Below are 19,052 nucleotides of genomic sequence, written 5' to 3'. Positions count from 1 at the left end.
GCCGGAGGAACGGTCATCGGTCCTCCGGCTTTTTCGTTTGCACAGGCAAGGACCTATGGATGGAATCGTCGAATGTGTGGCGAATTTCAGTGAAGGCCGGGATCAGGCGATTGTTCAGGCTCTGATTGATGCCGTAGCTTCGACACCCGGCGTGGTTCTCTTGGACCACTCGATGGATACCGACCACCACAGGTCGGTGTTGACGTTTTGTGGAGGCCAGGACGCGACTATTGAAGCTGCGTTTCGTGCCGTTCGGATCGCGGCTGAACTGATCGACCTGCGTTCACATGTCGGAGTACACCCCCGCATAGGAGCCACAGATGTTGTGCCGTTTATCCCGATCAGGGATACGACAATGCAAGACTGTGTCCAGCTGGCCAAACGACTAGGAGAACGAGTTGGGCGTGAACTGGAGATCCCCGTTTTCTTATACGAACGTGCCGCAGGTCGTGCCGACCATGGCCCTTTGGAGGCGGTCAGGCGAGGAGGGCTTGAGGGTTTGGCTTTCCGGATGGCCTCCGATCCTGCCTGGACTCCCGACTTTGGCCCGTCCCGACTACATCCGAGCGCAGGAGCGATCGCGATCGGGGCTCGGCCTCCACTGATCGCCTACAACGTGAACCTCCGTTCGACAGAAGTGGATCAAGCCAGGGCTATCGCCAGGGCTGTGCGCCAATCAAGCGGTGGGTTGACTCATCTGAAAGCGATCGGCGTAGAGTTGGCCAGCCGTGGCATGGTGCAGGTCGCAATGAATCTGACGGACTACGAAGTGACACCGCTGCTAACCGCGTTTCAGGCGGTCAAGACTGAAGCCGCGAAACATGGCATACCGGTAGCGAGTAGTGAACTAGTCGGATTAGTTCCGGAGGCGGCACTGGATCAGGCCGCAGCCGCGTCGCTGCAGCTCGACCGATTCAATCCAGACCAGGTACTCGAAACGAAAATTGCCGAGGCGGCGCTTGCCAAGAAAGAACCGGTAGAAACCCTATCAGGTTTCCTTAGCGCCCTCGCCGCGGCTAAACCAACTCCAGCCGGTGGCAGCGTGGCGGCATTCGTGGGTGCCCTGGCGGCTTCCTTGGGAGTAATGGGGGCACGCCTTAGTGGACAATCGGACAGAGAACAGCGTTTACTTGAGTTGAGCCGGCAGCTTCATCGGCTTGTTCAGGAAGATGCAGAGGTTTACACCGAGCTGATGGACGTCTATAAGATACCCAAAGAACATCCTGATCGCCCACATGCGATTTCGATTGCGCTCCAACGAGCTACGGAAGTGCCGTTAGAAATCGCGGAATTGTCTTGCGAGGTTGCGCGGTCGCTCCATATGTTGCTCGAAGGAGCTAGGCCGACCATTCAATCAGACCTTGTGGTAGGGGAGACCATAGCCATTGCAGCGGCTCAAGCAGGCCTTGTTACGGTGCGCGCGAATGTACATGTGCAACAAAATCATACACTTACGACAACCATGCAATTCAGAATTGCAAAGGCCACGGAAAGTCTTGAGGAACTCAAGGGCTTGTGTTAGACTCCGGCGCCTATTTATTGGAAACCGTAAGCACCAGGCCGACCTGGCCTGAGAAAGTCGAAAACCAATCGGATGGAAATCAAGGTTTTTAACAACAACGTCGAGAAAGCCCTCAAGGTCGCTAAGAAGAAGCTGGCAGGCGAGGGTCTGTTCCGCGAGTTAAAGCGCCGTCGCTTCTATGAGAAGCCCAGTGTGAGGAAGAAAGCCAAGCAACGCGAAGCTCAGCGACGCCGACAGAAGTGGCTATCGAAGCGGAGGCCTGACTAGAGAGCTACTGTTAACGGTCTTCGCTCGTCTCACCATCCTTCTTTCCGCCCCTGCCCAGATCCCATGCGTCGGGAGCACATTCATGCAGCCATCCGCATCCTCAAGCGTGAGATTCGTCGTTGGCAAGAGCCGGTCGTTGGCTTCGTAGCCAAGGAGTCGGATCGCGATCCCTTTCTCATCCTCATTTCCACCCTGCTCAGTTTGAGAACCAAGGATAGGACAACAAGGGAAGCGGGCGACCGACTCTTTGTCATGGCTCGCACACCGGAAGCCATGCTGAAGCTGCCGCTGAAGAAGCTCGAACGGATGATTTATCCGGTCGGCTTTTACCGGACAAAGGCCAAAGCCATTCACCAGATCTCCCGCAAGTTGCTCGACGAGTATGGCGGGGTGGTACCGGACTCCATCGATGAACTGGTCACCTTACCTGGGGTGGGACGAAAAACCGCGAACCTGGTTGTGACTATCGGGTACGGCAAACCTGGGATCTGTGTCGATATTCATGTCCATCGGATCAGCAATCGATGGGGCTATATCAAGACGAAGACACCCGAAGAATCCGAACAGGCCCTTCGACTCACGCTACCCAAGCAATACTGGATCATCTACAACGATCTCCTCGTTCCCTATGGACAGAACCTCTGTCTTCCGGTCTCGCCTCTGTGCAGCACCTGCAAGTTGACCGAATTGTGTGATCGAGTGGGAGTCACGAGAAGTCGTTAGACGAGAACGGTAAGCTGTGAAACGTACGATCGGACAGGGGAACAACCTTTCACTTTTCACCTGCCTCAGATAAAGAGCTTTGTTTCGGCGTCAGCGGTTAATGAAAGAATGGCGGGCAGGCCCAACACCTCGTCGACGTTCTGTTCGACCGCAGAACTGTCTACACCCATATATTCCAATCCGGCGCTGCAGGCAATCATCCGCAGCCTCCCGACATGCTTGGCATCTTGGAACATCTCCGAGATCTTCGGCACCTTTTTCTCTTTAAGCAGCCGGGCAACTTCCGCAGCCGATTCGGCATATTCTGGGGGGAAATCGATCTGATCGATCCTCCCTTCCGCGAGTTTTTTGATCGTCCAGAATAACAGGACGATGATCACGTCTTTGCCCATCGCCGCGGCCGTCATGCCGAGCGTCGCGACCTGGTGCAGCTTATCGTAGGTGGCGTTGTGGGCGAAGATGACGAACTTCGGTTTAGTCGACATACCTACTTCTTCTGCGCGCGGGCTGTCACGCTGTTGACGGAGTCTCTGATCGGGGCTCGACTTCGTTGGAGGTCATCGGGCAGTCATGCGTCTCGCTTTCATCGACAAAGATTCGTACAGTGGCTCCATAAGGAATCATTATAACGATCGGAGACGACTGCGTAAACACGAGATCTCGGCCCGATCTATCTTGAGAGGTACAGAAGCCCATGCTAGGATGCCGACCGATGGATGGGCTTCTTTCCGCGATTCAGCAGTATGTCTCGACCGAAACCCTCGTTACGCTGACGGTTCTCTCGGTTGTTTTCTTTGTCGGATCATTGATTGCGATCCCGTTCATTCTCGTCCGGCTTCCGGCAGATTTCTTCGACACCCGTGTCCCGCGGAATTGGATGGAAAACCATCACCCGGTGCTTCGGTTGCTCGGCCATATCGTCAAGAACGCTGTCGGAGCCGTCTTTCTGTTCGCTGGATTCTTGATGTTATTTTTACCGGGTCAAGGCATTCTCACGATGTTGATCGGCGTGACGATGCTGGACTTTCCCGGCAAGCGCAAGCTGGAAGCAAGAATGATCGGTCAACCGGCTGTCCTGAGTGCCATCAACAACATGCGCCAGAAGTTTGGAACGCCGCCGCTGATCATCGCCTCCGACTCATGAAGCGAGACCCGTCGGGAGAAGTCGAAAATCCCTTGCTGACTGCTGATAGCTGAACGCCGTAGGCTGTGCGTATGTCTGACTCGACGGACCAGCGCAAAACCCTCTACCTCATCGACGGCAGCGCCTACATCTATCGCGCCTTCTTCGCTCTGCCGACTCTCAATAATTCCAAAGGCCTGCAGACGAATGCGGTCTACGGATTCATGACCACGCTCCTCAAGATCATCCGCGAACACAAACCGGATGGCCTGGCCGTCGCCTTCGACGAAAAGGGCCCGACCATCAGACACGAGGAATTCAAAGAGTATAAAGCGCAGCGTCCACCGATGCCGGACGGAATGAAGGCGCAGATTCCCTATATCCATCGGGTGGTACAGGCACTGAATATTCCCGCAGTCAGGCAAGCCGGTTACGAAGCTGACGATCTGATCGGCACCTTGGCCCGCCAGGCGGAGCAAGCTGGCTCTGACATCGTCATCGTCAGCGGCGATAAGGACATGCTCCAGCTGGTGACACCCCATGTGCGGATTTACGATCCCGTGAAAGACAAGTGGTCAGGCGAAGCGGAATGTGTCGCCAAGTTCGGCGTCGAGCCGGCGCGAGTGATCGAAGTCATGGGTCTGACGGGCGACAGCAGCGACAACATACCAGGGGTGAAAGGGGTCGGCGAGAAAACCGCGATGAAGTTGATCGCACAATTCGGGACGATCGATGAACTGCTCCAACGCCTCGACGAAGTCGCACCGGCTCGCGTCAAGACGCTCCTCACCGAACAGGCGGACAATGCACGGCTCAGCCGAAGACTGGCGACCATCGATACCCAGAGTCCTGTGCAATTCCATCCGGAGTCCTACCAGCTCAAGCCGCCCCATGACGACCAGCTGACCGATCTGCTGCGCGAGCTGGAATTCACGTCCCTCCTCAAGAGCCTCCAACCCTCGCCGAAGCAGCCGGAGGCGAAGTTCCACGCGACCGTCATCATCGAGGACGAAACGACCGCCAGGCGATTCATCGACGGTGTACCGAAATCCGGTCCCCTCGGTGTGCACTGCTTGCTGACCGGACGGCCAGGTATTCACGCGGACGTCCTAGGCCTGACCCTTTCCAGCGGCGAGCAGACAGGCTTTATTCCGATCGATGTGCACACGTTCCTGCGGCCGATCATACCCGTCTTGCATGACGTGCACAGGCCGAAGATCGTGCACGACCTCAAGGCCACCCTGCTGGCCTTTCACCGCATCGGCGTCACCTTGGCCCCGCCATACATGGACACGATGATCGCGGACTATTTACTCAACCCCAACCGCCGGGACCATAGCCTCGACACAATCATGCTGGAGCGATTAGGAAAACGGCTGGGATCGGAAAAGCAGGAGAAGGCCCAACCGCAGTCCCTCTTCGAAGTGGACACCGGTTCACGCGAAGCGGCAACGGAAGCCGCTGCTGCCCTGGTCGAACTCGAACCGATCCTGAGAGGGCAATTGACGGAACAAGGCAGCTTGAAACTCTTCACCGAGGTCGAGATGCCGCTCGTCCCGGTCCTGGTGGACATCGAGCGGAACGGGTTCTTGCTCGATGTCGAACGGCTGCACGAATTGAGTAAGGAGCTCGAACGAGAGCTAGACCGCATGATGGAAACCATCACCAGGTCAGCCGGCGGCGAATTCAACATCAATTCACCAAGGCAACTGGCGACGGTCCTATTCGAGAAGCTCGGGCTAAAACCCCTGCGCAAGACCAAGACCGGTTACTCCACCGATGAAGATACGCTCACACAACTTGCGGCCCAACATGAGCTACCCGCACAGATTCTGAGTTACCGAAGCCTCAGCAAACTCAAGTCGACTTACGTGGATGCTCTGCCGGAACTGGTGCATCCGGAGACCAAACGACTCCACACGTCGCTGAACCAGACTGTCGCGGCAACCGGACGCCTCTCATCCACCGACCCAAACCTCCAAAACATCCCCGTAAAAGGCGACTACGGCCTCCGCATCCGTGAAGCGTTTATCGTCCCCAACGGCCACCAGCTCCTCTGCGCGGACTACAGCCAGATCGAGCCGCGTATTCTTGCCCATCTCTCGAAAGATCCTCGTTTGCTGTCCGTGTTTACCAGGGGGGAGGATATTCATATGGCCACAGCCATGGAAATATTCGGCCTGCCCTCCAGTCAGATCACCAGAGACATGCGCCGCGCTGCCAAGACAGTCGTCTTCGGCATCGTCTACGGAATCAGTCCCTTCGGTCTCTCCCAAAATCTGGGCGTGCCCCAACCAGAGGCAAAGAAGTACATCGACACCTTCTTTGAGCGGTTCCCGGCGGTGCGCGCTCTCATGGATCGGAACATCGCTGAAGGACGAGAGAATGGCTACACCACCACGATCCTTGGTCGTAGCCGGCCGATTCCAGAGCTACAAAGTAGCGACCCGACACAACGAGGCTTCGGCGAACGCATGGCGGTGAACAGCCCCATCCAGGGCTCCGCGGCGGACTTGATCAAGGTTGCTATGATCAACGTTCACAAAACCCTCCATGATGAACTGCCTCACGTGAAGATGATCCTCCAAGTTCACGACGAACTGATCTTCGAAGTGCCGGATCATGACCTGGAAGCAGCAAGGCGGCTGGTGAAGCAAGAAATGGAGGGTGTCGGCAAGCAATTGGGCTTATCAGTGCCGCTCAAGGTTGATCTCGGCTTCGGTAAAAACTGGCGCGTGGCGCATTCCTAACTCAAATCACATGCGAGGTGATATATGTTGACCATACGAATTTCAGTTGCTTGGACAATCGCCGTCGTCACTCTTGGGGCCCTCGGGTTTTTGCTGCTCCTTGACCAACCGTTCCCCGCGAAAGCACAAGAGCCGAAACGGTTTCAGTACAAAATCATTGAAGTCCTTCCCGATACTGAGAACATGCAGACGAGGCTGAACGAGTTCGGCGCCAACGGATGGGAACTGGTGGCAGTCTCGATGGGCAGCATGACGGAACCGAGGCTCATCTTTAAGAAGTGACGCCTGCTGCGGCTAACGCATGAGATGGAACAGATCGAGCACAGCACGGCCTATCGGCCACGCTTATACTGGCTCTACGAGCCTGTCCGACATTGAGGTGAGCGGAGCCTGATCTTTCTAGTTGAACCAGCGTTCGTACGCCTACAGACGGATGAGCCTGGCAATCTTCAACTACCCCTGGGCTTTCCGCTCCGGCTTCTGCCCAGTGCCTGTAACCCCTTGCCGAGTCGTCGCCGTTGACGACGGAGATCGGTCCAGAGCTTAGGCCCATCGTGGGTCGGACAGATCATCACGCATTCTCCACGCACCTGCCAAATCCCCCGCAACAGGAATTGCAGATAGCCACAGCCCTGCTTGGCCTGGCCGAACACCGGTTCGGCGATGGCCTTGCGCCGAGCGTAGAGTCGTCTTCCAGCTTCCGCGCAATCTGCCACGAGGCCGGGATCCAGACGACGTAGGTATAGAGCAGCACTGTCACCAGCAGCTGCGGATAATCCCGCGCCGTGCCTCGCGTCATCTCGCCATAGGTGGCGAGGATAGGCGTGAGAGTCAGTCCTTCCACCAGATCCGCCAGGAAGTACACCGGGTGGTCCTCCGGCAACCAGTCGCGAGGCAACGGCAGGAACAACCGCAGCTCCTCAGGGTCAGAGGGACGAGAGGTCCGAGTCGTCATCGCGACGCCTCCTCGCTCGTCAGTACGTTGAATTCCTGGGACGCGAATCAGCGGCTGCACGCAAGGGCATCGTGTCTAATGTCGGACTGACTCAACGCGAACCAGAATAGATCGCCACGACTCGAACACAATGCTCGCCGCCGACACTTGTAACGAGGCCAAGCAGCCAGTAAGAACAGAGGTAGAGGATGTCGCGTCGGCAGAACTGGCGCATGGCGCAAGTCTTAACCTACAACTCCTGCGAGGTGATATATGTTGACCGTACGAATTTCAGTTGCGTGGACAATAGCAGCCGTCAGTCTTGTGGCCCTCGGACTCATGTTGCTCCTTGGCCAACCATTCGCGGTAACGGCTCAGGAGCCGAAGCGCTATCAATATCAAATCATCGAGGTGCTGCCAGACACGGAGGACATGCGGGCCACGTTGAATGAATTCGGCGCCAATGGGTGGGAATTGGTAACGGTTGCGACGGCGAACATGACGAACCCGAGGCTGATCTTTAAGAAGTGACGCCGCGCAATCTGTGAAGCACAAAACGGGAGATTGTGGGTGATGGTAGTGAGTTTAACGCTCCGCGAACGAAAACTACAAATAGTTGGGAACGAGTCTGGTGATTTCGAAATTATCGGCAACCGGGAAGTGATCAAGAGGCGGGGTCACATCTTGTTTTGTGAACGCCAGCCTTGCGCTGCAAGATCCGGCAAGGACAAGTGCCCGATGTCCTGAATCAGAGTGAGCGGAGTGTGCTCCCTTTTCTTCGCCGTCTCTGCAGTCGGATGGGTGTGCTGGTGGACAAGACTTTGTACTCCTCCCACAGCTTTTCTGTGACTCGAGCGCCCACCAATCTCGGAAGGAATTTTCCACACTCTTCGCGCTTTGAAAGTCTCGGCCATATTACTTTCAAAGCCAGAGAAGCTTGGAGTTGAACTTGACAAGTCAGCGAGCGACCTTTCCAAGCTGTCTGCCCCATCTGCTGCTTCACGGTGCCCCTTGCCACAGCATGTCATAGCCGAGTTCCTTGGTCTCCGAGCACATGTTCACCATGGATGCAAATTTGCTGGTGAATAGTTCGTCGGCATGGGACTTCTCGTGTGCCTCAAAAGATCGCCAGTAGGTCACGATTGCGTAATGCTCGTCGGTGGCCTTGTTGTCGATGAGCGAGCCCTCATCTGACACGAAGCCTGAGAACCTGAAGACTTGCCCGGCCAAGAAGCCTCCTTTCTCACCGCCGTAGGTTTCCTTGACCACCATGCACATCTCTCCGACGGCCAACTCGACATCCTCGAAACTGACGCCTGGTTTCAGCTTCACCGTATTGAACAACATCTTGGCTCCGAACGGCAGCGTAATTGGGCCGAACATGTAACCCTCCTGTGAAAGACGTACCTGGTGCAGGAACAAATCAACGTCTATCCGGTGATTTCCGGCTCACATGAGATAGTCTACCAGGAGCAGGCGCGAACTGGGGCTTCACGTGATCTTGTTCCGCAGACAGGCCAGGGCGGCTCATCAGGCCTGATTTCGGCGTATAATCCATCAGCTTGACTCGGGTGGTCACCATTCATCTCTTCCCCCCGCACACAAATTTCCAAACCGACTGGGCCAAGGTTCCTCGCGGGATGGGTGCCCAGCCTGACTCTCCTGATTTCTTGTAAACCACGCTACCTGTCCCCATATTCCCTGAGGTATTTTCCAACTCCAGGAGTCGAAAACGTTCATTGACACAATCGTGTTCTTCCTGAGCTCGTACGGACAAGTATTTGCTGAAACCTCTGGTGTGGACGGTTTTCAGATCGTCTAAGACCCAGACTCTTACCAAGTCGTCTTTTCGGCTGATGGTCTCAGTATCGACATAGACTTTCGCCTTGTCATTGCCATCGATCAGTAGCCACTCGGCAAAGATAGGCGCCACACTCCACAGCTGAAGAAGCGTGAACGCAATGAGAATTGTAGAAGATACGGCACGAGCGGAAGACATGCGCCACCCTTGCAGAAAGAAATGATCAACCGCTGAGTCTGAGAAAGAAAGGGGTACCGACTATTGCTACTGGCCTATTTTCTTGGTGATGCAGGTGTTGAACGCCATGCGCTGATGATAGGGCGTCCAAAACCACTTGTACTTATTCACCTGATCCAACTCAACCACATATTCATTACACCGTTTCGTTTCTGCTTCTCCCGCTTCCAAAGGCGCCGTCATCACCCACGCCCCAATGCCAATGGCACCAAGAAAGAGAGTCACCCCGGCAACCGCCATCACGATTCCTTTTGTATTCATGAATCCCTCTATAGGTTCGTTCGCGACTGATACACGAGCCACAGCGACTGGTGCCGGAGACCGGGATCGAACCGGTACAGGCCTTGTGAGCCCGAGGGATTTTAAGTCCCTTGCGTCTGCCTATTCCGCCACTCCGGCGAGAGGCGGATTCTACCATAGCGGCTACGGACCACAGTCACTTTTCTCGCCCCCTCTTCCCAACCCATCCACCATACCCGACGTGGAGTGCCGTGCAACTGAAATAGGACACCGTTAGCTCAAACAAGACCTTCAGGAAAACTCTTCCAGCAATCTCGTCCTCAATGCGCTAGAACGTGCAGCGGACAGACCCCCTTCGTTCCGACCCTGCAGGTCGCCCGGTTTCCACATCTGTTCATCACAATGGAAGAAGGCGAGCTGGATCTGTTGGTCTCGCTCGTGAGCGGAACCGTTCCCGCACCGGTCCGGCAGGCCTATGGCTTTCTCCTCCCTATTTCCCATCAAGAGGGTATCGGAGCCATCATCAAAAAGCCCGGAGTAACGCGGAACAGCTATGGTATCAATTTCATACGTAGAATGGAAAACTGCATGCGCTCGCGACCGTCCAGGAAGGCTTTACGGGATTGACTGTCGCCGTTCGGAGCAGAATGGGCGGATTCGTGCGAAGAAACGGTGCTGAAGCGGCATGCGAGTCAACCGGCCTCGACGATGCCGCTTGTCGAATGGATCGACGGGGGAAGGCTCCTCAGCACCCCGATGCGGCCCTACTATACTGAGGATTGTCTCACCTGGCACGAGGAGCCCAAAGGGAGCCTGGACATTTCCGGCTACCCGAAAGAAGGTGATCGAGTAGGAAAACTGGCCGGGACCATCAGTATTCGGATCCCCTCGGACCATCGGTACCAGGCAGCCCGTGCCGACGGAGGAGAGCGACGGGGTGACCTGCTACCGATGATCTTCGAGAAGCTTAGTTCAACACCGCAGTCAGTTGTGGCCGTTCTTGTTCACAGCCCTTCTCTTTCCCGGCCTTACGGTCCAGCGCTCCCTCCACTCCCGACTTGATCGCCTTGCCCCATCGGCTGGTCTGCACCTGCGCCTTACGGGCGTAGCGGCTGATGCTTCGACGAGTTTCCACACCGGTCTGTGGAGCGAAGAGGAGCCCGAGTCCTGCTCCGATGACCGCCCCACCGGCGATAAGTGCTGCTGCCTTGGCGACCTGATTCTCCTGCTCCGACATGGTGAACCTCCTCGTGATGGTGAATGAGCCGGAAGATTGTTTAAGAACCATTCCTATGGTGAGGTGTTTGAGCACGCTCTGTGCCAGGATAAGAATGTTCGTAGGGGACGCGAATTCCGCGGAAAACCGTAGGAGGCGTTTTTTGGTAATTAAGAGTGACTAATTTTTGGTCTCTTTTTCTCGACAGATCGAGACACAGTCGTTTCAGAAAACCAACACTTTTGATTCATCCATGCTGGCCAATCAGCCATGGAAGCCGATTTACCGGGTTTAAACTTTAGGCGTTTCTAACCTTTGTCGCGCTTGCATTGACACAAGAGCCCCCGTATGATCCAGCGGCAAGTTTTGCCGTAGGTCGCGAAGGGTACTGTGTATGATCAAGATTCGCGTTCCTTTCAAGCTATGAGCGCCATCTCACGAAGGACTGGACTGAAAGCACAGTGATGGGTCCCGCAGCCGCCATCCCCTACCCAAACATCGACCCAGTTATTGTGGCACTAGGACCCATCCAACTCCGCTGGTATGGGTTGATGTACCTGATCGGCCTGACCACGGCCTACTTCCTTATCCAACACAAAGTCGCCCGAAAAGAACTGACGATCAGGAAGGACCAGATCTACGACATGGTCGTCTACGCTGCTTTCGGCGTATTTCTCGGTGGGCGCATCGGTTACACGCTCTTTTACAATTTTTCCTACTACATCCAAAACCCGCTGAAACTCGTCGCGGTCTGGGAAGGAGGCATGTCCTTCCACGGTGGGCTCCTCGGAACCATCATTGCCCTGATCTGGTTCAGCAGGAGGCAAGGAATTCCTGCCTATACCATCGCAGACTTGGCCGCCTGCGTCACACCGATCGGCTTAGGGTTCGGTCGGATCGGAAACTTCATCAACGGTGAACTCTTCGGTCGGTCAACCGACGTGGGTTGGTGCATGGTCTTTCCAGCGGGGGGCCCTGCTTGCCGCCATCCCTCTCAATTGTATGAGGCAACATTGGAAGGCCTTGTCTTATTCACAGCATTATGGTGGATCGATCGACGTCCGACCCCGGCCGGCACGGTCTTTTGGAGTTTCATCACCGGTTACGGGATCAGCCGACTGATCGTTGAATTCTTCCGTGAACCGGATCTGCACTTGGGATTTATCTTGGGACCGATCACCATGGGTCAAATTCTGTCTTTGCCCATGGTGTTGGTTGGGGCCAGCATGCTTATCTGGGGCTATCAAAAATCGAGACTGACGGCTGCGCACTCCTAACAGTGATGAGGGCTGAGTTAGAGGTTTCCGACGCTTTAAACTCAGCGCTTTGTCAATATGGCATCTCATCATCGTCCAGACCCACATGGTGGCCCAACTCGTGCACGACCGTGTCGTACACTTCCTGCACCACGTCTTCCGGACTCTCACACAGTCGGAGGATCGGTCCGCGATAGATGGAAATCCGCGGAGGCGCTTCCCCGCCTGGCCTGAAAAATGAGTCAGCCGCCAGCGATTGGCCTTGGTACAGCCCAAGCAAATCGTCCGCTCTGTCCAGTTCAAGGTCTTCGAGCACGTCTTGCGGCGGCTCCTCCTCCACCACGACGGCGATCGATTCCATCAGCTTGGCATAGGGAGACGGCAGGTCAGCGATCGCCTGCTGAACCAGCTTTGCAAAGGCCTCAGCTGAGATATGCTCGCGCCTGGTCCTTTCCATTCTCCCCTACCCTTATAGCTCTACTGCCGTTGCGCATCGCAGAAACAGACAGTGAAAACGCGGCTTGATTCCCAGTCCCTGCACTACAGCAGCCTTATAGACCTCACTCTGTGTGCGGTACTGCTCAGCCCGAGCCGACGATTGATCCGTCGATACCATGTCCGTCTTATAGTCGGTTATCCAGAGCTCTCCATCCAACCGGTATATGAGGTCGATGACTCCTTCCATGACCTGCCTCTCCTCCCACGGCATGATGAACGGGACCTCCCGACCAAGGATGTGGGATGAGCGGAGCCGTGCATAGGCCTCCGATCGACCGAACGTCACCAGGAGATCGTTCACGGAGCCGGCGACCGCTCCAGCCCGAGGTTGTTCGTCTGGTGCAAGGACAGATCGAACGGCTGACTCAACCTCAGCAAGTAACCCAGAAGGGTCCTGTGAAAAATCCCATCGCTCGAGCAGGCGGTGCGCCACCACACCGGCCAACCGTCCGATCTCCATATCCTGTCGAACAGGGGTCGTCTCACGTATGTCCACCCCTCGCTTACCCAGCCTCGTGGACGTCAGATGATGTGGGGTCTCACGAATCTCGGTCCATCGAACCGTCCTTGCTTCCCACAGCGCGGCGATCTCCTGTGGATCGATCAATGACGCGCTACCCACGCGTTCAGAACGTCGGCGTGGCGACTTTCGTTTCGGCGCCGCAACGGCGCGATGAGGAATCGTGCTTCCGCCGACCTTCAAGGCCTCGGTCGAGACTGTTCCGATCTCCCCCGTACCGATGTTCTGCAACAGGTCGAAAACCGTTTCACCGACGAAGCGGCTCATCATCCCTCCCGATAACAACAACAATTCCTTAGCCCTGGTCATCCCCACATAGAGCACGCGTCGCCGTTCCGCCTCTTCTCGCAGCCGCAGCTTGTGCTGGACCAGCAGCGAGCCGAGGGATCGATGACGGTCCAGAGCAAGCCCATAGGTTCCACTCGACCAATCGTACGAGACCTGCGGCACGCTCCGCTCCCGCCCGCTCCCCTGGTGGAGTCCCGGCAGCACCACAATGGGAAACTCCAAGCCTTTGGCTTTATGAATCGTCAAGACGTGCACGGCTTCGAGCGACTCCTCGGCGAGAGGGCTCTCCGATTCGTCCGGTTGTTCCTCAAGCCTGGCGATCATAAGCTCCACAAATCCACTCAAGGTCATGTGGGGCCGGTCGGCCAATGAAGCAGTCGTCTGTTTGACCTTCATGAGATTGGCCACGGCCTGTTCGCCATGGAGCGATGCGGCGGCCAAATCGAGGAGGGGTAGTCGGTCAAACATCAGTTCGATGGCCTCTACCAATGGCAGCACAGCGATGGCCCGATGGAGCCAAGCCAGGTGCTCGTACAGTCGCCGCACTGCGGCGGCACGAGCATGGGACCATCCCTCCAGGCGCTTCGCATCGAGATAATTGAAATACCCCGCCTGCTTGAGCTCATAGAGTTCCCCATCCGCTAGCCCCCCAAGCGGTGAACGAAGGAGGCCGGTCAAGGCGATGTCGTCGTGAGGATGATCCAAGACCCGCAGCAAATTGACAAGATCGATCACCTCTTGGCGGCGATAGAAATGTTTCTCCCCTTCAATGATGTAGGGAATGTCGTGTCGACGCAGGGCATCGAGGTAGGCATCGGCTTGCGTAAGCTTTCTAAACAGCAACGCCACGTGGCCGGGTTTCATGGAAGGACGATTCAGGACCTCGTCAGTCAACCAGCGAACCAGCACTTCGCTCTCGGCCCTCGTCGCTCCTGCCGCATCGAATGTCTCTTGTTCACCGTCCGGGATTGTCACGCTGAGACGAACGCCAGCCTCGATCGAGGCCGGTCGTCGCTGAGGGCGCACCTTCAGGCGGACATTCGCCGGCTGGACCAGCGGTTTCCGTTCGAACAGCCGATCGAAGACCTCGTTCACCGGCTCCAAGACTGCCGCATCGCTTCGGAAATTCGTCGTCAACGTCTCGATCCCTCCACCATCAGCCGTGACTTTTTCCACGACTCGGTCGAAGGCTTCGATGTCGGCACGCCGAAAGGCATAGATCGATTGTTTGGGATCTCCGACAATGAAGAGTTTCCCCGGTTCGAGCCGCATCGCCTGCCAGTCAGGCGCCTGGCTGCCCTGCCGCTCCGAGACGGCAAGGATGATTTCGTACTGCACCGGGTCCGTGTCCTGAAATTCATCGACCAGCACGGCTCGATAGTCCCGTTTGATCCGTTCACGAATGGACGGATGTTCGAAGAGAAGCATCCGTGCCCGTGCCAGCAACCCATCAAACGAAATCCAGCCTTGCCGAGCAAAGGTTTCGCGTATGTTCCGCACAAGCGGGATGAGGAGGTTCAGGAGATCGTTCAAGAATGCATGATCGACCGACAGAAGCTGTTGCGCCGTCTGGATGAACGAAGCGGCCTCTTTGAAATCGCCTTTTTCCCATCCAGCCACAACGCTTCCGAGATCCTTGCCGAGCCATTCTCCTTCTGCCGTCGTCAAGTCTTGCCGGCCTGGCAACCCTTTTGCTGCCACGAGCCGCATCAGAGACGCCGTCGCGGCGAGCATCTGCTCGACCTTACGGCGCTTCGGCCGATCATAGGTTTTCATGAGCTGATCCGCTCGGTCTTCCATGTGCTGGATCCAATGCAAGATGGCCGGCGCCACTGCCGTCGATTCGACTTGCATTTGCAGAGTACTGAGATCAATTAATTCACTGCACAAGGACCGGGCCAACGCGCTGACCGCTTCGAGAGTGGTCGACGACAAGACCGATCGCCACAGATGATGCTGTCGTCCAGCTCGGCTCAATTCATGATCGAGCCAGCAATCCCACGCGGCGGTGAACTGCTCTTCAAATCGCAAGCCGTCGTCTTCTTTGAAATCAGGATCGACTCCGCTCTCGAGCGGATGGAGTCTTAATAAGTGCGCGGCGAAACTGTGGAGGGTACCGATCTGGGCCTTTTCAATGTCGTTGAGTGCCGTCTGAGCACGAGCCGCAATTGCGTCGACGCTCAGTCTATATCGTGCTTGAAGATCGCCGCATGAGACAGCCCCCCCATCGCTTGATGGTATCGAATCGGTCTTCGGGCAAGCGAGAACGTCAAGCCGCTCACGCAACCGTACTTTCATTTCGGTGGCCGCCTTGTTGGTGAACGTCAAGGCGACGACCTGGGTAATCAGGACCGGATTGGGCTCTTTCATGAGCAGATGCACAAGACGATTGACGAGTAAGGTCGTCTTGCCTGTCCCAGCTCCAGCTACGACGACCACGTTGCGATCGAACGTCGTCTCGGCCGACTCTCGAGCCAGACGGTCCGATATCAATAGATCGTTATTCATCAGCATTCTTCTGTAGGCGAAGCATCTTCAGCGCTTTGGGTTCTGCCGCACGATGGGCTCTCCACCAAGTCGGAGCATGTTCTCGCCGGCAGACCACACGAAACTCACATCCGTCGCAATAGCTGTCCGGAAGAATAAAAAATCGCCCGGTACGGATGCCGTCCACCAACGTTCTGATCGTGGTCTGGATGAGTGTGCCGGTATCGGATGACCATGACAGCGCCTGAAACGTCGAGCGACTGACTGTTGGTGACCACCGAGGAGCGAGAAACAGGAACTGCACCTGGCTCGGTGTTGGTTGTCCTGGAACGGTGAGGCAACTATAGAGTGGTGGTTGCAGCCGATATCCACGGACCGCCGACTGAGTCAGATTACGGTCCTCCGGTTTCATGGATGAACCGACTTTGAACTTGTAATCGACCACGCGTAGGGCGCCGGAGGTCCGGTTCCGATCGAGCCGATCAATCCGACCACTGATCTTCAATAATCCCTCGTCGATGATGCCTGGAGCCGTTCCTTCTCCGTCCGCTTCAAATGCGACAGGTGTGTACGGGTGTTCGAGCTGTTCCGTTTCATCCGCCTTCACCACCGCGATCACGAGTGTCGTTACCAGTTCCTTCGCCAACTCCCATAGCAGATAGTGGCCTGTCCGATGCTGCGATTCCAAGTCCGCCGCCGCCTGTTCCACCGACGAACGGATCGTCTGCTCCACCCGCTTACTCGTCACCGGTTCGGTCGGCCAGCCTGCCTGCACAAGCAGTTCATAGACTCGGCGTAATGTCGCGTGGCAGAGTGTACCGACCAGCGCTGCGTCCGATTCCTGCGAAATCGCAACGCGGTTCGGCTCGAGTCGAAGCACATCGGCGGCGAAATATTGGAAAGGACAACGCGCATACCGTTCGAGCGGTGTCGGGGCGAGGCCTCGTTCCATAACCCGCGTCCAATGGGGCTCGACCGGCCCGATCATCCCATCGAACAAATTCAGCGAGATGCCGTCCTCTTCGATTCGATCGAGCGCCGCTGCCGCATGCCTGAACGTTTCGGCATCGCGCCCGAGTGCTTGCACAAGATCGGTCGGGTCCTGCCCATTGATTGCCAACCACTGACTCAGTTCAGTCGGCGACAGAAACCGTTTGATCGTCGCCCGCTGCAAGACCCTATCCGTCAGACGACGAGGCACTACATCCATCGGTTGCTCATCGTGGCCGAACCGACGGCGAGCTTCTCCGAGATAGGGAGAGACAGCCAGGATACGTCCCGATTCATCGGCCCGTTGATAGGATAGGTACAGGCGCTGAGATGCAGCTTGCCCGCACAGGTGGAAGAGCAACGCCTCTTCTCCGTACGCGATCAACTTTTCATCGATCTTAAATCCGAGCGTGGCGTCGAGCACCAGCCGATGGCAATCACGCAGAAATGCGTCCTCTCGGATAACACGCGGAAAGACTTTTTCGTTCAGGCCGAGGACGAATAGAGCCTTGAACGGCACCCCGCGAGCCGCCATGACGTCACTCACCATCACCCCCTGTGGTGAGCTATCGTGTAGAGGCCTCGTCGTCCGCTCGAAGGTATGCGTCAGCAATTCGACAAATTCGGCCCAAGCCAGCTCCTCATTGAGCGACTCCAACTCCATAAGGGTGCCCCAAATACGATCGATGGCCTCCCATATCACGGCTTGGCGAGCAAGCTCCGCAGCTTCGGCGGTCGATTCCGCTGACTCGGGCCGACGCAGGCGCCGATCAACGAGAGCCCGACAAGCTTCGACCATCCGGACGATCGTGCCTCGTGATGGAAGCGCCGAACAGTCCTGTGTGAGTTGTGAGACCACCTGCCAGAGCAGACTAATCACCTCCGGCGCAATAGCCATAGAATCAACGAGACTCTCCTCGCCTTCCAGGACCAGTGAAGCTTGGCTCGCCTGCTCCAACCGTTTCCACTCCTCGACTCCGTGAGTGATGTGCAGGGCTTGAACGAGCAGCTTCCACTGCTCGGGCCGGTATGACTCCGACAATTCGTCATGCAAATCAGTGACGTAGAGCGGAGACGTCACGACATCGAGGACCGACGCGCGATACAAGTCGTTCAACGGCAGGGAAGCCAGTTGCAACACGAGCTTGCAGATCGGTTCTTGAATCAACGGCTGCGATGCGGTCGTCCGAAAGGGGATGCGATGGCGATCGAAGATCGATCGCAGATGCAGACTGTAAGGATCGAGCGTCCTGGCGGTGACGCCGATCTCGTCGAATCGATACCCGTTGGTTTCAACCAGATCGAGAATCGTACGGCAAGTTGCCGCCAATTCTTCCTCTGCCCCGATCACACTCCGAATACTAAGCTGGACCGGATGTTCGGCCACGATGGGGGATTCCTGTTCCAATCGGATCATCGCCTCGTCTGGCCTCACCAACGGCTGGATGTAGCGATCAAAAAATCGCCGGGCGAACCCATAGGCCGGATCATCTTCCAGCGGAAAAAACAACGTCGTATCCTTGGTTCGGCTGATGATTTCAAGGAGAGACAGCTGCACCTGCGTCAGGTCGTAGAACCCGTAGTAGAACGCTTCCTTCAATGGTTGGAGGAACGAGGCCGTCGGGACAACGGGGATGAGCGACTCAGTCAGATCGTCCTGCGTTCCAACCCCGAGCGTCTTGCCCGCTTCCCTCACCGCAGCGTAGAGTGAAATGAGCGCCCCGAGCCATTCTCGGTCCTCCTCTTCGAAGTACCCTTCACGAAGGCCTTGCAGCGCCTGCCCTGGATCGACATCGGCATCCTTCAAATCGCGTATCGTCGCCCAGAGCGCGCTCCATGTCCCTGAGGATTGTCTGAGCCGTTGTAAGGGACCCTGGCTGGAGAGCTTGCTGCGAACAATGTGACGGACCAACTGTTCGAAGAATAGCTCGTCAACGATCCGCGGCAGCGGGTGAGCGGGAGGTACCGCTCCAGCCAGTCGCAGAGCCAATTGATGGAAGGTCAAGACTTGCAGGTTCAGGAAGGACAGCCGGTGCTCGACAGCGAGAAGGGTGCGAATGCGATCGGCTAATGGCTTGGATGGAACGAAAATCGCGATGGGCGCGAGCGAATCGCTTGCCTTGATACGCGTGAGACGCTCGACCAAAGCAGATTCTAGATCAGGATGAAACCGACCGGTCACGACCCGCAACATGGCGAG

General features: G+C 56.5%; 16 protein-coding genes, 1 tRNA gene and 1 pseudogene. 8 read left to right on the top strand and 10 right to left on the bottom strand.

From position 1 onward, the window contains the following. Positions 1-55: 55 nt before the first annotated feature. From ftcD to P0119_16820, 3 genes are all read left to right on the top strand, one after another. Positions 56-1,522, top strand: a complete 1,467-nt coding sequence (gene ftcD / locus P0119_16830) for a glutamate formimidoyltransferase (protein MDF0667717.1) — start codon at positions 56-58, stop codon at positions 1,520-1,522. A gap of 72 nt (positions 1,523-1,594) precedes the next feature. Then, positions 1,595-1,789 (top strand): 30S ribosomal protein S21, encoded by a 195-nt coding sequence (gene rpsU, locus P0119_16825; GenBank protein MDF0667716.1) that lies wholly within the window; start codon positions 1,595-1,597, stop codon positions 1,787-1,789. Positions 1,790-1,852: 63 nt separating this feature from the next. After that, positions 1,853-2,512 carry an endonuclease III gene (locus P0119_16820; GenBank protein MDF0667715.1) on the top strand — a complete coding sequence of 220 codons (660 nt, stop codon included), beginning with the start codon at positions 1,853-1,855 and terminating at the stop codon, positions 2,510-2,512. Positions 2,513-2,577: 65 nt separating this feature from the next. On the opposite strand, the gene P0119_16815 is transcribed toward P0119_16820, so the two are convergent. Continuing rightward, on the bottom strand, positions 2,578-2,997 hold the full coding sequence (locus P0119_16815) for a hypothetical protein (protein ID MDF0667714.1): 420 nt from the start codon (positions 2,995-2,997) through the stop codon (positions 2,578-2,580). 227 nt (positions 2,998-3,224) lie between these two features. Between P0119_16815 and P0119_16810 the strand changes: the two genes are divergently transcribed. From P0119_16810 to P0119_16800, 3 genes are all read left to right on the top strand, one after another. After that, positions 3,225-3,656 (top strand): PGPGW domain-containing protein, encoded by a 432-nt coding sequence (locus P0119_16810; GenBank protein ID MDF0667713.1) that lies wholly within the window; start codon positions 3,225-3,227, stop codon positions 3,654-3,656. A 71-nt stretch (positions 3,657-3,727) separates the two neighbouring features. Then, entirely contained in the window at positions 3,728-6,385 is a 2,658-nt protein-coding gene (gene polA / locus P0119_16805) for a DNA polymerase I (protein ID MDF0667712.1), read from the top strand. 24 nt (positions 6,386-6,409) lie between these two features. Next, the gene (locus tag P0119_16800; protein MDF0667711.1) at positions 6,410-6,667 is read left to right on the top strand and encodes a hypothetical protein; all 258 of its coding nucleotides are present in this window, start codon (positions 6,410-6,412) and stop codon (positions 6,665-6,667) included. 257 nt (positions 6,668-6,924) lie between these two features. On the opposite strand, the pseudogene P0119_16795 reads toward P0119_16800, so the two are convergent. Next, a pseudogene (locus P0119_16795) lies at positions 6,925-7,083 on the bottom strand (transposase). A 509-nt stretch (positions 7,084-7,592) separates the two neighbouring features. Between P0119_16795 and P0119_16790 the strand changes: the two are divergent. Beyond that, the gene (locus P0119_16790; GenBank protein ID MDF0667710.1) at positions 7,593-7,850 is read left to right on the top strand and encodes a hypothetical protein; all 258 of its coding nucleotides are present in this window, start codon (positions 7,593-7,595) and stop codon (positions 7,848-7,850) included. Positions 7,851-8,318: 468 nt separating this feature from the next. Here the strand turns inward: P0119_16790 and P0119_16785 are convergent, their stop codons facing one another. The 5 genes from P0119_16785 to P0119_16765 form a co-directional block, all read right to left on the bottom strand. Continuing rightward, positions 8,319-8,702 (bottom strand): hypothetical protein, encoded by a 384-nt coding sequence (locus P0119_16785; protein ID MDF0667709.1) that lies wholly within the window; start codon positions 8,700-8,702, stop codon positions 8,319-8,321. A gap of 199 nt (positions 8,703-8,901) precedes the next feature. Further along, the gene (locus P0119_16780; protein MDF0667708.1) at positions 8,902-9,318 is read right to left on the bottom strand and encodes a hypothetical protein; all 417 of its coding nucleotides are present in this window, start codon (positions 9,316-9,318) and stop codon (positions 8,902-8,904) included. Positions 9,319-9,384: 66 nt separating this feature from the next. Continuing rightward, complete coding sequence (locus P0119_16775; protein MDF0667707.1) at positions 9,385-9,618, bottom strand: hypothetical protein; 234 nt, start codon at positions 9,616-9,618, stop codon at positions 9,385-9,387. Positions 9,619-9,666: 48 nt separating this feature from the next. Further along, a tRNA-Leu gene (locus tag P0119_16770) sits at positions 9,667-9,756 on the bottom strand. 808 nt (positions 9,757-10,564) lie between these two features. Beyond that, positions 10,565-10,834 (bottom strand): YtxH domain-containing protein, encoded by a 270-nt coding sequence (locus tag P0119_16765; protein MDF0667706.1) that lies wholly within the window; start codon positions 10,832-10,834, stop codon positions 10,565-10,567. Between the two features lie 443 nt (positions 10,835-11,277). Here P0119_16765 and lgt point away from each other — a divergent pair, with 443 nt between their 5' ends. Next, positions 11,278-12,090, top strand: coding sequence for a prolipoprotein diacylglyceryl transferase (lgt, locus tag P0119_16760; protein MDF0667705.1), 813 nt, complete (start codon positions 11,278-11,280; stop codon positions 12,088-12,090). A gap of 52 nt (positions 12,091-12,142) precedes the next feature. On the opposite strand, the gene P0119_16755 is transcribed toward lgt, so the two are convergent. Genes P0119_16755 through P0119_16745 form a run of 3 tightly spaced genes read right to left on the bottom strand, consistent with a single transcriptional unit; the run spans position 12,143 to position 19,046 of the window. Next, positions 12,143-12,526 (bottom strand): metallopeptidase family protein, encoded by a 384-nt coding sequence (locus P0119_16755; protein ID MDF0667704.1) that lies wholly within the window; start codon positions 12,524-12,526, stop codon positions 12,143-12,145. A gap of 12 nt (positions 12,527-12,538) precedes the next feature. Then, positions 12,539-15,883 carry a UvrD-helicase domain-containing protein gene (locus P0119_16750; protein MDF0667703.1) on the bottom strand — a complete coding sequence of 1,115 codons (3,345 nt, stop codon included), beginning with the start codon at positions 15,881-15,883 and terminating at the stop codon, positions 12,539-12,541. After that, on the bottom strand, positions 15,876-19,046 hold the full coding sequence (locus P0119_16745; protein ID MDF0667702.1) for an exodeoxyribonuclease V subunit gamma: 3,171 nt from the start codon (positions 19,044-19,046) through the stop codon (positions 15,876-15,878). The genes P0119_16750 and P0119_16745 overlap by 8 nt, the downstream gene beginning before the upstream one ends. Positions 19,047-19,052 lie beyond the last annotated feature (6 nt).

It is taken from the genome of Nitrospira sp., assembly GCA_029194665.1.
In the GTDB taxonomy this organism is placed as follows: Bacteria; Nitrospirota; Nitrospiria; order Nitrospirales; family Nitrospiraceae; genus Nitrospira_D.
The sequence above is the reverse complement of the archived record's forward strand: the minus strand, read 5'-3'. Positions and strand labels throughout refer to the sequence as shown.